The organism is Actinoalloteichus spitiensis RMV-1378, from assembly GCF_000239155.1.
In the GTDB taxonomy this organism is placed as follows: Bacteria; Actinomycetota; Actinomycetes; order Mycobacteriales; family Pseudonocardiaceae; genus Actinoalloteichus_B; species Actinoalloteichus_B spitiensis.
Genome location: NZ_AGVX02000001.1, coordinates 1 through 11,610, shown reverse-complemented (window position 1 = coordinate 11,610; position 11,610 = coordinate 1). Strand labels below are relative to the sequence as shown.

At 73.8% G+C, this 11,610-nt stretch carries 13 protein-coding genes; 6 read left to right on the top strand and 7 right to left on the bottom strand.

Features of this window, described 5'->3' with window-relative positions; all coding sequences use genetic code 11:
* From ACTIDRAF_RS0200065 to ACTIDRAF_RS0200055, 3 genes are all read right to left on the bottom strand, one after another.
* Positions 1–630: ArsA family ATPase (locus tag ACTIDRAF_RS0200065; RefSeq protein WP_016696655.1), on the bottom strand; the 630-nt coding region annotated here is incomplete at its 3' end.
* Complete coding sequence (gene bagA / locus ACTIDRAF_RS0200060; RefSeq protein ID WP_016696654.1) at positions 627–1,631, bottom strand: ATPase BagA; 1,005 nt, start codon at positions 1,629–1,631, stop codon at positions 627–629. The genes ACTIDRAF_RS0200065 and bagA, both read right to left, overlap by 4 nt.
* A gap of 88 nt (positions 1,632–1,719) precedes the next feature.
* Positions 1,720–1,971, bottom strand: coding sequence for a hypothetical protein (locus ACTIDRAF_RS0200055; protein WP_016696653.1), 252 nt, complete (start codon positions 1,969–1,971; stop codon positions 1,720–1,722).
* Positions 1,972–2,084: 113 nt separating this feature from the next.
* Here ACTIDRAF_RS0200055 and sp36 point away from each other — a divergent pair, with 113 nt between their 5' ends.
* Genes sp36 through ACTIDRAF_RS31650 form a run of 4 tightly spaced genes read left to right on the top strand, consistent with a single transcriptional unit; the run spans position 2,085 to position 5,126 of the window.
* A complete protein-coding gene (gene sp36, locus ACTIDRAF_RS33325; protein WP_016696652.1) occupies positions 2,085–2,240 on the top strand; it encodes a Sp36 family protein in 156 nt (51 codons plus the stop codon).
* A gap of 10 nt (positions 2,241–2,250) precedes the next feature.
* Positions 2,251–2,724 (top strand): RidA family protein, encoded by a 474-nt coding sequence (locus tag ACTIDRAF_RS0200045; RefSeq protein ID WP_245533389.1) that lies wholly within the window; start codon positions 2,251–2,253, stop codon positions 2,722–2,724.
* A gap of 13 nt (positions 2,725–2,737) precedes the next feature.
* The gene (locus tag ACTIDRAF_RS0200040; protein ID WP_016696650.1) at positions 2,738–3,376 is read left to right on the top strand and encodes a hypothetical protein; all 639 of its coding nucleotides are present in this window, start codon (positions 2,738–2,740) and stop codon (positions 3,374–3,376) included.
* A gap of 49 nt (positions 3,377–3,425) precedes the next feature.
* Positions 3,426–5,126 (top strand): hypothetical protein, encoded by a 1,701-nt coding sequence (locus ACTIDRAF_RS31650; RefSeq protein ID WP_016696649.1) that lies wholly within the window; start codon positions 3,426–3,428, stop codon positions 5,124–5,126.
* Between the two features lie 13 nt (positions 5,127–5,139).
* Here the strand turns inward: ACTIDRAF_RS31650 and ACTIDRAF_RS0200030 are convergent, their stop codons facing one another.
* Both ACTIDRAF_RS0200030 and ACTIDRAF_RS0200025 read right to left on the bottom strand, forming a co-directional pair.
* Positions 5,140–6,066 (bottom strand): Gfo/Idh/MocA family protein, encoded by a 927-nt coding sequence (locus ACTIDRAF_RS0200030; RefSeq protein WP_016696648.1) that lies wholly within the window; start codon positions 6,064–6,066, stop codon positions 5,140–5,142.
* A 135-nt stretch (positions 6,067–6,201) separates the two neighbouring features.
* Positions 6,202–6,639: a hypothetical protein gene (locus ACTIDRAF_RS0200025; protein WP_016696647.1), complete on the bottom strand. Its 438-nt coding sequence runs from the start codon at positions 6,637–6,639 to the stop codon at positions 6,202–6,204.
* Positions 6,640–6,692: 53 nt separating this feature from the next.
* Here ACTIDRAF_RS0200025 and ACTIDRAF_RS0200020 point away from each other — a divergent pair, with 53 nt between their 5' ends.
* Both ACTIDRAF_RS0200020 and ACTIDRAF_RS0200015 read left to right on the top strand, forming a co-directional pair.
* Positions 6,693–7,601: an NUDIX hydrolase gene (locus ACTIDRAF_RS0200020; protein ID WP_016696646.1), complete on the top strand. Its 909-nt coding sequence runs from the start codon at positions 6,693–6,695 to the stop codon at positions 7,599–7,601.
* On the top strand, positions 7,598–8,410 hold the full coding sequence (locus ACTIDRAF_RS0200015; RefSeq protein WP_016696645.1) for an MBL fold metallo-hydrolase: 813 nt from the start codon (positions 7,598–7,600) through the stop codon (positions 8,408–8,410). The genes ACTIDRAF_RS0200020 and ACTIDRAF_RS0200015 overlap by 4 nt, the downstream gene beginning before the upstream one ends.
* A gap of 19 nt (positions 8,411–8,429) precedes the next feature.
* On the opposite strand, the gene dnaN is transcribed toward ACTIDRAF_RS0200015, so the two are convergent.
* Both dnaN and ACTIDRAF_RS26450 read right to left on the bottom strand, forming a co-directional pair.
* Positions 8,430–9,569 carry a DNA polymerase III subunit beta gene (dnaN, locus tag ACTIDRAF_RS0200010; protein ID WP_016696644.1) on the bottom strand — a complete coding sequence of 380 codons (1,140 nt, stop codon included), beginning with the start codon at positions 9,567–9,569 and terminating at the stop codon, positions 8,430–8,432.
* 51 nt (positions 9,570–9,620) lie between these two features.
* Positions 9,621–10,931 carry an MFS transporter gene (locus tag ACTIDRAF_RS26450; RefSeq protein ID WP_016696643.1) on the bottom strand — a complete coding sequence of 437 codons (1,311 nt, stop codon included), beginning with the start codon at positions 10,929–10,931 and terminating at the stop codon, positions 9,621–9,623.
* Positions 10,932–11,610: the final 679 nt, after the last annotated feature.

The window sequence follows — 11,610 nt, the reverse complement described above, 5'->3', positions numbered from 1 at the left end:
GGCACCGACGACCCGCCGGATTCCCCGCCCGCCCGCCCTGGCCGGGCCGGCGAGCAGCCGGATCAACGTACCGTCGAGGACGGTGGACAACCGCTGCGGCGCGTCGAGGAAATCCAGCGCGGACCTGCTCGGCGGCGTGTCCACCACGATCAGGTCCCAGTCGCCCTCCGCCGCCAACTGCCCGAGCTTCTCCATCGCCATGTACTCCTGCGTCCCGGAGAAGGACGAGGAGATGGTCTGGTAGAAGGGGTTGGCCAGGATCTGCTCGGCACGCTCGTCCCCCGCGTGGGCCAACACCATGTCGTCGAAGGTCCGACGCATGTCGAGCATCATCGCGTGCAGCTCGCCGGCGGGCCCGTCCTCGGTGAACTCGACCCGACGCGGCTCGTTGCCCAGTTCGCGGAGACCCAGCGCCTGCGCCAGGCGGCGGGCCGGATCGATCGTCAGCACGACCGTCCTCCTGCCCAGCCTCGCGGCCCTCAACCCGAGCGCGGCCGCCGTCGTCGTCTTGCCGACACCACCCGAACCGCAGCAGACCACGATCTCGGTCTCCGGGTTCGCCAACAGCCCGTCGACGTCGAGCGCGGACGGTCGACGTCGGCTTCCGGCGGCGGGTCCCGATGTCGTCATCGCAGACCCTGGTCACGCATCGTCTCGGCGAGCTCGTACAGCGAGGCGAGGTCGACGCCCTCGGTCAGTTCCGGTAGTTCCAGCAGCGGTAGGTCCAGCTGCCGGAGGTGGCGCCACGCCTCCTGTTCGGACCGCACCCGCAGGGCGTGCTCGACCGTCTCACCGACGAGGCCGTCCAGCTGGTCGTCGCTGAGGGCGAGACCCGCCGACTCCAGCCCGGCCCGGACACGGCCCTCGTCGACCCGGCCGTCCGCGGCCGCGGCCACCGACCGGGTCGGCAGCCGGTTCGGGCTGACCCGGTTCACCACCACGGCTCCGGGACGCAGCTCAGCGGCATCCAGTTCCGCGACGGCCTCGACGGCCTCCTGGGCCGGCAACTCCTCCAACGTGGTCACCAGGTGCACGGCGGTGTCGCCGGAGTGCAGGAGCCGCACGACCCCCTCGCTCTGGGCGCGGATCGGGCCGACCTTCGCGAGATCGACCATCGCCCGGGTGACGTCGAGGAACCGCACGATGCGGCCCGTGGGCGGCGCGTCCAGCACGACCGCGTCGTAGACATGCCGTCCCCGCCCGTCGGTGCGCCCCACGCACTCCTTGACCTTCCCGGTCAGCAGCACGTCCCGCAGACCGGGAGCGAGGGTGGTGGCGAATTCGATCGCCCCCATCCTGCGCAACGTCCGGCCCGCGAACCCGAGGTTGTAGAACATGTCCAGGTACTCCAACAACGCGGCCTCGGCGTCCACGGCCAGCGCCCGGACCTCACCGCCGCCCGGCGCGAGGGCGAGCCGTTCCTCGGAGTACGGGAGCGGCGCGGTGTCGAAGAGCTGCGCGATCCCCTGCCGCCCCTCGACCTCCACGAGCAGGACCCGACGCCCCCCGCTGGCCAGCGCGAGCGCTACCGAGGCGGCGACCGTCGACTTCCCGGTGCCACCCTTACCCGTGACCACGTGCAGCCGGACCCGCGCGAGCTGCTCGGTCCACCCGGAGCTTGAGGCCCTCACACGGCCAGCCTAAACGCCACCACACGGTCCGGCTCCCGTGCAGTGCCCCCGGCCCTCCCGTCCTGGTGCCGGGGTCCTGGCTACGGTGTCAGTCCACCATCGTCAGCACGGCCACCGCGATCCCGGCGGCCGCGACCAGGCCCCAGGCCACGGTCGAGGGGAGCCACAAGGCCACGCCGAGGACCGCCACCACCAGCACCGCCGACGCGATGGCGCCGTTGCGGGCGACGTCCCCGCGTGACCGTCCCTTGCGGTCCCTGGCCTGTGCCATCACCACCAGCACCAGAATCCCGCCGAACAGCACCAGTAGGGCGGTGGCCGCCATCCGCCAGATCTCCACCCAGCCACATTACCGACTCGATGCCATTGCTCGATCCCGCCGAACGGTGGTCAGCGAGACCCCATCCGTGGGACGCGGACGGTGGCACTTCCGTTACGACTACCCTCCGACACATGACCAAGTGGGAGTACGCCACGGTGCCGCTGTTGATCCACGCGACCAAGCAGATCCTCGACCAGTGGGGCGAGGACGGTTGGGAGCTGGTCACCGTGCTGCCCGGACCGACCGGTGAGCAGCTGGTCGCCTACCTCAAGCGTCCCAAGGGCTGAGCGCGGGGAGATGAGCGAGGACATGAGGCCTTCCTGGACCCAACGAATCCGAGAGATCGGGGTGACGCTGCCGGCGGTCGCCGCGCCGGTGGCCGCCTACGTGCCAGCGACCCGCACCGGCTCCCTCGTCTACACCTCCGGCCAGGTGCCGATGGTCGACGGGGCGCTCGCCGCCACCGGCAAGGTCGGGGGCGACGTCAGCCCGGAGGAAGCCAAGCAGCACGCCAGAACCTGCGCCCTCAACGCACTCGCGGCGGTGGACGCCCTCGTCGGACTGGACTCGGTGGTCCGCATCGTCAAGGTCGTCGGTTTCGTCGCCTCCGCGGACGGGTTCACCGGCCAGCCCGCCGTGATCAACGGGGCCTCGGAGCTGTTCGGCGAGATCTTCGGCGAGGCCGGCCAGCACGCGAGGTCGGCGGTCGGGGTGTCCGAGCTGCCGCTGGGTGCTCCGGTCGAGGTCGAGATCATCGTCGAGGTCGACTGAACGGGGTTGCACGATGGGGCGCGACATGCGGGATCTCCGCCACGAACTGCTGCTCAGGCTGGCCGGGCGACTGCCCGACCGGCAGCTCTGGCGGTTCCGCGACTGGCTGGCCGGTGACGCCGACGCGGTACTCGCCAGGATGCTGCCCCGCGCGCTGGCACACGGCAGGCTGGGACTGACCGACCACGAGCACGAGCTCCTCACCGAGGGTTTCCTGCCAGCCGGTGCCGACCCGGTGCTCGTGGCCGCCATCCCGGCCCTCCCCGAGGAGCCGGAACCCGTGCACGTCTTCGGGGTCTCCCCGGCGGCCGTCAGCGACGTGCCCGTGGAGGTCCCCCACGGGGCGGACTCGACCCCGGTGGTGCTCGGGGCGATGCTCCGCGGCCGCGCCGGCATCCGCGAGGTCCGGTTCACCTGGCGGGCACCCGCCACCGGTGGCCGCCCCGGGCGGGTGCTCCTCGTGAGCGCCGAGTCCGAACGGATCAGTCTGACCGCCGAGTTGCAGCGCGTCTTGCGGGCACTCGGCGAACGCGAACCGCGTGTCGAGGTCGTCCCTCCGTCGATGACCCTGACCGCCTACCACCGGGCCGCCTGGGTCGGCTCCGAACCGGTGGTCACCGGGCTGCACCACGGGCAGTTAGCCCACGTCTGAGCTTGCTTGACGCCCGTCCGCCGGCGGCGGGTCGGAAGGAGAGAACGGCATGGCGGAGGCCACGCGGAACAGCGACGACCAGAACCGTCGCGTCCCGACTCGACTGCACGACCTGCTGTTGGGGCTCGCGGGGAGGATCGACGACGAGTCCCTGACCGACGCCAGGGAGTTCCTGGCGCTCGCCGAACCGGACCAGGCGGTGGAACTGGTCGTCGGCGCCCTGGTCGCCGGCGACGTCGCACTTCCCCCGGCCACCCGGGTGGAACTCGCGGACCTGCTCGTCGAGGTGCGGTCGGACGCCGCACTGGCGGACAGGGTGCGGGAACTGGGGGACGAACACGTCGGCGTCCACCGGTTCGTCCAGGACAACGCGCCGGAACGCGGCGTCGGCCAGGCCGTCGCCGGCCTCGGTCGTCGGCTGTCCGCCGTGAGTTCCCTCCGATGCGCCTGGCGGGTGACACCGGCGGGGACCGCGCCGATGGGGACGCCGCAGCGGGTCGTGGTCGTCGAATCCACCGACGCGGCGGTCGCCCCCGCCACCGCCTTCCAGATCGCACGGGCCCTCGACGCCGCCGACCTGCCCGCGACCGTCGAGGTCCTGTTACCGGGCAGCCCGGTCCCCGAGTACCAGCGGGCCGCCTCGGAAGCCGGGGTCCTCGTCGAGCTGGACGGCCACGCGCCGGCGGCCCCCGACGGGCGGCCCCCCGAGCGGGACGCGGGCCCGCGAACCGAGCCGGAGCGCGCCCCGGCGGAGCGGGAGGCAGCCGACACCCGCGCCGGGGCCGGTGAGGAGGCCCCTGGTGCCGAGGCGCACGCTGGTCGTCGGCGGCGGCCGGACGCCGAGGAGGCGGCGACGCCGGGGCGGAAGGACGAACCGGGGGTGGCGGAGGCCGCGCCGCGACCGGAGGCAGCCCCTCCCGCGTCCCGGCCCCCACGACGTGGCGCGGACGCCGCGTCGTCCGGCACCGACCACCAGGTCGCCGAGACCGTGGGTGAGGTGGTCGCGGACGAGCGGCGCCCGGCCCGCGCCCCCCGGGGACGTCGTTACCCGGCTCCCACCGCCCCCGAGGCCACTCCGGAGTTGTCCGACGAGGACGTGCCAGGGGAGCCGGAGGGCCCGGAGCGGGCGGCTCCGAGGCTGGCCGAGAACGTCCGGGTACTCCGCCCGGCCCGGGACGGCTCGACGCGGACGTCGTCCAGGAACCGGAGCGGACGACCCGCCGACGACGCAGCCGACCAGGAGGGTTCCGCGTCCGCGAAGGAGAAGGCGCCGTCCACGGACCAGCCCGCGCGCCGCCCCGAGCGGGGAGGCCGGCCCGCTCCCCGGCCGGAGGACGTCGGCCCGGTCCGTCCCGAAGCCGACCCGGCCCCCGACCACGGGCAGGCGGCGGCTCCCGCGATCAGCGGCCAGCCCCGCGCGGCGGCCACGGCGCCCTCCGGCGAACGGTCCGCTCAGGGGGGACCCGAGCGATCCCCGGGCGACGAGAGCAAGCTGAACGACAGGGAACGGAACCTGCTCCGCCAGCTGCACGAGGAACTGGCCGAACGGGATCAGGTGGGCACCACGACCGACGAGTCGAGGGCGGAGCCCGCGCGGACCCCCGCGCCCCGGCGTGCCGTGTCCGCGCCGAGCAACGTCGAACAGACCGGGCCCATCAGCCGCCTCCCCGCCAGCGCGGGCGGTGCCCCCACCTCGGGGCCACCACGGTCCTACAACAACGGGCACCCGCCTTTCCCGCCGACGGCCTGACGGGCTGGGGCGGTCACCGGTCCGAGGTGCCGAGCCGCATCCCGGACCGCGTCCCGGCCAGCGAGGTGGCGGCGGAGAGCACGCGTTGCAGGTGCAGTCCCCGAGCCACGTCGCAGGGGTGCTCCCGGGCACCGCTGTGCACCATCGCCACGAAGTCGTCCAGCATCGAGGCGTAGCAGTCGGCCCGGGAGGTCTCCGGGGCTCCCAACGCCCGGAGGCCACCACCTCCGAAGACCGACACGTCGGTGACGGTCGGCCTCGCGGGGAAGCGCAGCGACAGCGACAGCGTGCTCGTCGCGCCGCCCTCGTGCGCGAACACGAGCTGCCAGAGGTCCTCGGGTGACCGGTGGGCGGCCAGGACCTCCACCACCGGCCCGAGCGCGGCGTCCACGAGGTCCACGGCGTGCGGTCCCACGTCGAGCAGCCCGCCGTCCTCCTGGCGCCACGAGGACCCGGCGTTGCCCTCGTCCAGGAGCGCGCCGGAGAGCCAGGTGACCGAGCCACCGGCCCACCCGCCGCCGTCCTGGAGGCCGGCCAGCCACTCGCGGGTCTCCGGGGCGAACCGGCGGGTCAGCATCACCAGGGAGCACACCTCGCGTCGGCGGACCTCCTCCGCGAGACGGGAGGCGGAGGACAGGTCGGCCGCGAGAGGTTTCTCCAGGATGACGTGCCTGCCCGCCGCAGCGGCCGTGGTCGCGAGTTCCGCCTGGACGGAGGGGGGAACGGCGAAGGCGACCACGTCGACGCTGGCCACGAGTTCCTCGGGGCTGGACATCACCTCGGCGGAGTACGGCGCCGCCAGCTCGGCCGCGGCCTCGGACCGCCGGGACCACACCGCGACGAGACGAGTCCCCGGATGGTCGTCGATCCCCGGTGCGTGCGTCGTCCTGGCCCACCGGCCGGCGCCGACCAGACCGACCCGCAGTTGATCCTCCACCACGGGGGCCGGGGCCGCGGCGTCCAGTGGTCCGTCGTCGTGGGCTGGAGAAGTAGGCACGCCACCATCTTTCCCGCTCCACCCCGCCCGCCAACCATGATCCGACTGATCCGAGGCCCGGTTCAGTCGGAAGGATCATCACTCCAAGATCAGGGGAAGCCGGATCTCCACGCCATCGCCGAGGACCACCAGCACCGAGTCCCCGGGCCACTCCACCCGCCAGGGGCCGGCCGCCGCCGAGCTCACCGGCACCGGAACGACGCGCAGGGCGGTGTCCTCCCCGTCGCGCTGGTCCACCAGCACCACCTCCGCCCCCTCCGCGGAGAACAGGGTCGGCGGTCGCTCCCGCAGTTCGACCACGAGGGACGTCCGCCCGGTGGCGGCGGCGACCTCGGGCGGGGCCGTGTCGGAGGCGGACGTGTCCCCGCCGCGGGGCACCGCCAGCAGCAGGAGGAGGACCCCGGTACCGATCGTCCCCGCGACGACACCGAGCACCAGGGTCAACAGCGGTACCAGGCATCCCCGGACCCGACGCCCGTCCACCTCCGGCTCCACGAGCTCCTCGTCCTGACGCACCAGCTCATTCTCGCGTGGTTCCCCGACCGGGGCCGGGCGCCTAGGGTGGCAACGTGCCCGCACTGCCAGAACCGTTCGACCTGCCGCCGGAGCTGGCCGGCTCGCTCTCCGCCGACCCGGACGGCCCACCCGCCACCCCTCGGGATTCGGCCAGTGTCGTGCTCGTGCGGGACGACCCGTCGGGCGGTGTCGAGGCGTTCCTGCTGCGCAGGGCCGCCACCATGGCCTTCGCCCCGGGCATGACGGTCTTCCCCGGTGGGTCCGTCGACGGCAGGGACCTCGACGGCGACACCGTCCGCGCCCACTGGGCGGGCCCCGCGCCGGAGTGGTGGGCCGAGCGGTTCGGCTGCGCGCCCGACCTCGCCGCCGCTCTGGTCAGCGCGGCGGTCCGCGAGACCTTCGAGGAGACCGGCGTGCTGCTCGCGGGAGCCAGCGACCACGATGTCGTCGCGGACGCGGGCCGCTACTCCTCGGCGCGGCCGCTCCTCGAACGCGGTGACCTCGCCCTGGGGGAGTTCCTCGCGGCCAACCGGCTCGTGCTGCGCAGCGACCTGCTCAGCCCCTGGGCGAACTGGGTGACGCCCGAACTGGAGGCACGGCGGTACGACACCCGGTTCTTCCTCGCTGAGCTACCTCCCGGACAACGAGCCGACGGGAGGACCTCGGAGGCGGTCCAGGCGGGGTGGCTGGCTCCGGCGACCGCGTTGCGGGAGTGGCGCCAGGGCAGTCGTGCGCTGCTCCCCCCGACCTGGGTCACGCTGTCCGAACTCGCCGAGCAGGACAGCGTGGTCTCGGCGCGCCAGGCCCCCCGTGCGATCGGCCGCACGGTCCCCCGCATCGTGCGGGAGGGGGACCGGCTGCGAGTGGTGGTGCCGGGGCCGCCCGAGGGGGCACCGGGCGTCCACGAGGTGGGGCGGGCGGTCACGCCCCAGCAGGAGCGAACGGACGGGGAGCCGTCGTGATCAGCGGACGTGACGGTGACGCCGCGAGCGGGGCCGGGCACCCCGCCTACGGGAGGCGGCGGGCGGTGGCGGACGTGGCCTCCGTGTGGCTCGCGAACAACCCCTCGGCCATGACCCTGGAGGGCACCAACACGTGGGTGCTCCGGGCCCCTGGCGCGAGGAGCTGCGTGGTCGTCGACCCAGGACCCGCCGACGAGGAGCACCTGCGTCGGGTCGGCGAGGAGAGCCCCGTCGACCTCGTTCTGCTCACCCACGGCCACCACGACCACAGCGCCGGCCTGCCCCGGTTCGCCGAACTGGTCGGGGCGCCCACGGCCGCGATCGACCCCCGCTGGTCGTCCGGGGAGCCGCTCGTCGACGGCGCGGTGCTCGACGTGGCCGGACTGCGGCTGGAGGTGCTCCACACCCCCGGGCACACCGATGACTCGGCGTGCTTCCTCGTCCACGGTGGGGAGGGGGCCGTGGTGCTCGCCGGCGACACGGTGCTGGGACGGGGGACCACGGTGCTGACGGGGAGTTTGCGCGACTACCTCACCACCCTCCGCAGGCTCGCCGGGCTTCCCCCCGGAACCCCCCTGCTGCCGGGACACGGTGCGGAGCTGCCCGATGCCGCCGCGACGGCCCGCGCCTACCTCGAGCACCGCGAACGTCGGCTGGACCAGGTGCGTGCCGCCCTCACCCAGCTGGGCGCGACGGCCACGCCGGCGGAGGTCGTGGCCCACGTCTACCCCGACCTGGACCCCGCGCTGTCGTTCGCCGCCGAGCAGTCCGTCCGGGCACAGCTCAGGTACCTGGCCGAGGACGGCTGACCGGGACGCCGGCGCGCCCTCAGTCCCGAGGAGCGGGTGGCCGGGTGGGGGCGACGAGGTGGGTCACCCTGACGCCGTCGCGGTCAGGCTCCGCCGTCAGCACGGCTCCCCGCCGCTCGTGGGCCGGGACACGCAGTTCGACGACTCGGCCCACGAACCCGCGCAGCGCGTCCACCAGGTGCCGAGCCTGGTAGGTGCGGGAGGAACGGTTGCCCGTGACGTCCGCCTTCACGGTCTCCTCCGACTCGCCGACCGCCGGATCGCTGCCCAGGACCCGGACGCCACCGTCCTCCGCGACGAGGGTGAGGAGCCCGCGCCCGCCGCCGAAGGTGGCCGCGCGTCGCACCGCGGCGCTCAACGCGTCCGCGTCCACCCGCAGCACGCTGTCGACGTCGGACGGGAACAGCCGGTCGGAGTTGGGGAACGGGGTGGCGAGCACCGCCGTGGTGACGAGGGTGCCCTCCCACGACAGCGCGAACCGGTCGGCGTCGGCTCGGAGGGTGACCTCGCCCGACCGGGGGAGTTGCCTGGCGAGTTCCGCCAGGAGCGCGGCGGGGACCAGGACGTCCAAGCCGGCCGCGTCGTGCCGCGCCGCCGGAAGGGGGATCTCCGCCTTCGCGAGCCGGAAGCGGTCGCTGGCGAGCAGCGCCAGCACACCGCCCGCAGTGGAGATCCGCACGCCGGTGAAGACCGGGAGCGCGTCGTCGCGCGAGGCCGCTGCGGCCACGACCGCCAGCGGACCGCGCAGCGCCGCCGAGGGCACGGACAGGCGGTGCGGAGGAGCGGGCGCCACCCCGGGGTGCGCCGCGAGATCCATCAGGGGGAGGGCGAACCGGGCCCGGCCCGCGCGGACCGCGAGTCGGGAGCCCTCGACGACCAGCCGGACCTCCGGGTCGCTCAGGGAGCGCAGCGTCTCGGCGAGGGGGCGTGCCGGGACCAGCACGGAGCCCTCGGAACCCACCAGGCCGTCCAGATCGGCCTGGAAGCCGCGCTCGTGGTCGGAGGAGGCGACCCGCACCCCGGCCGGGGTGGCCACCACGACCACTCCACCGAGCACCGGATCGGTCAGCCTCCCGGGCAGGAGCCGGACCAGTTCGCCCAGGCGGGCCGCCAGCGCGGCGGTGGGCAGGGTGATGTCGAGACCCAGGGGGGCGGTCATGCCGGGGACGCTAGCGATCTCCTCCGACAGTCCCGAGGGTCGGCGTGACGCTCAGGAGGAGGAGTGGGCCGGGTCGGAGTCGGCGGTGCGCCGGGGCGTTCCCGCGACGGCCTCCGGTTCCTCCTCCGCGACGGCGACGGTGCGCCGGAACAGGAACACCAGCCCCGCGATCGCCGCCCCGCAACCGGCCGCGGCGAGGAAGGCCTGGGGCACCCCGACGTTCTCGACCAGCTGGCCGCTGATCGACTGCCCGAGCCCGATGCCGATCGTCACCGAGGTGATCACCCAGCCGAACGCCTCCGCCGCCTTGTCCGACGGCGCGACCGCCTCGACCGCGAGCGAGTGGGCCATCGACTGCGGAGTGACCAGCGCGCCGACGACGAACATCGCGCCGGCGAGCCCCACCAACGTCACGGGAACGGCCAGCAGGGTCGTCAGCAGGGCGAACCCGCCGAGCAGCACCGGGAGGCGGAGGTAGAGGGGACGCGGCCACGGACGGAGCCCGTACAGCAGGCCGAAGACCACGGAGCTGACCGACCAGAGGCTCAGCAGGAGTCCGCCGACGGCGGGGTGCCCGGCCTCGGTGGCGGCGGCCGGCACGGCCACCTCGACGAACCCGATGACGACGCCGAAGCCGAGGACGGCGAGCGCCACCGTCCGCATGCCCGGGACCGCGAAGGCCCCGAGCAGGCGGGTGAGCCGGGACGCGCTGCCGGGCGGCCGGGGCGTGGCGCGCTCCGCTCGGGGCTCCGGGCGCCACGAGCGGACGGTGGGGGTGAGCGCGAACCCGGCGCTGCCACCGACCATGGCCACCGTTCCCACGACGAGGCCGGTCCCGGGCCAGGGGGATGCCGCGAGGACCCCGGCCAGGCCAGGACCGAGGATGAAGAACACCTCGACGCTGATGGCCTCGTAGGAGAGCGCGGCCGTGCGGGCGGGGCCGGGCGGCAGCAGCCTGCGCCAGAGGGCTCGGGACGCCGTCCCGAGCTGGGGTTCGCAGAGTCCGATGCACAGGCCCAGCGCCACCAGCGCCGGTACGGGTGCCGAGGACTCCACCAGGGCGATCTGCCCGCAGACGAGGAGGATGAACACGGTGCTGATCGTCAGCAGGGGCCGGGTCGGGCCCAGCCGGTCGACGATCCGGCCCTGGACCACCGAGCCGAACGCGACACCGAACAGCGTGGCGGCGGACACGAGCCCGGCGGTGGCGAAGGAACCGGTCCGGTCGCGGACGTAGAACAGGATGGACATGCCGATCATGGCGATCGGCAACCGCCCGACGAGCGAGGTGATGACCGGCCATCGGGCCGCGGGGGTGGTGAGGGCCGCGCGGTAGTCCGCGAGGGAGGCCGAGTGCGACACGCGCCCCAGTCTGCGCTCTGTGGTACGGGGGTACCAATCCGTTTTTCGCGTGTGTTGTGTCACCGCGTCGGCCTAGACTGGTGGTGGTCGCGCCGTCACGGGCGGTCCCCGGGGGTGGCCTCGCCTGCGGTCCACCAGGAGGTCATCACTGTCGGTGTCGATCGCTTGCTCTGTTCGTGGGTGTTGATCGACGCGGACGAGTCGAGGATTACTCCCGGCTACGGGATTGTGAGTTGTGTTTCAGCTTGGTAACACTGCCGAGCGAGTTGTGCGGGGGCAGGCAACGCGGGGAACCCCGTGTCCGTCTACCTCGTAGATGTTCCGCTCCCAACGGACGCCATTCGTGGGGGGTGACGACACTGAGTACAGTGTTGGTGACGGTGGGGTGTTGACGGAAGCGGTCGGGGCCGTGACCGTGCCGAGTGAGGCGAAATCCCCCGTCACGTGAACTGACTCCTCCGGAGATGCGGATCGGGGCCGTGGCCGGAGGGTGGGAGGTGTGGCTCGTCGGGGGACGCGCTACACCCGCGACGGAAGGGTCGGAGCGCCGCGTCGGGGGCGGCGCCCGACCCTTCCGGCGTTTCGCACGTACTGGGCACCCACGGTCATGGCGAAACCCTTCGAGCCACGTTTCGAAGGAACCGGATCTGGTGCCGGCGTCAGACCGGCGGCCCCGAGC

Bases quoted from the DNA above. Each gene is read 5' to 3' on its own strand.
- ACTIDRAF_RS0200045 (WP_245533389.1), top strand. From the start codon at position 2,251: ATGAGCGAGGACATGAGGCCTTCCTGGACCCAACGAATCCGAGAGATC.
- dnaN (WP_016696644.1), bottom strand. From the start codon at position 9,569: ATGACCGCCCCCCTGGGTCTCGACATCACCCTGCCCACCGCCGCGCTG.
- ACTIDRAF_RS31650 (WP_016696649.1), top strand. From the start codon at position 3,426: ATGGCGGAGGCCACGCGGAACAGCGACGACCAGAACCGTCGCGTCCCG.
- sp36 (WP_016696652.1), top strand. From the start codon at position 2,085: ATGACCAAGTGGGAGTACGCCACGGTGCCGCTGTTGATCCACGCGACC.
- ACTIDRAF_RS0200040 (WP_016696650.1), top strand. From the start codon at position 2,738: ATGGGGCGCGACATGCGGGATCTCCGCCACGAACTGCTGCTCAGGCTG.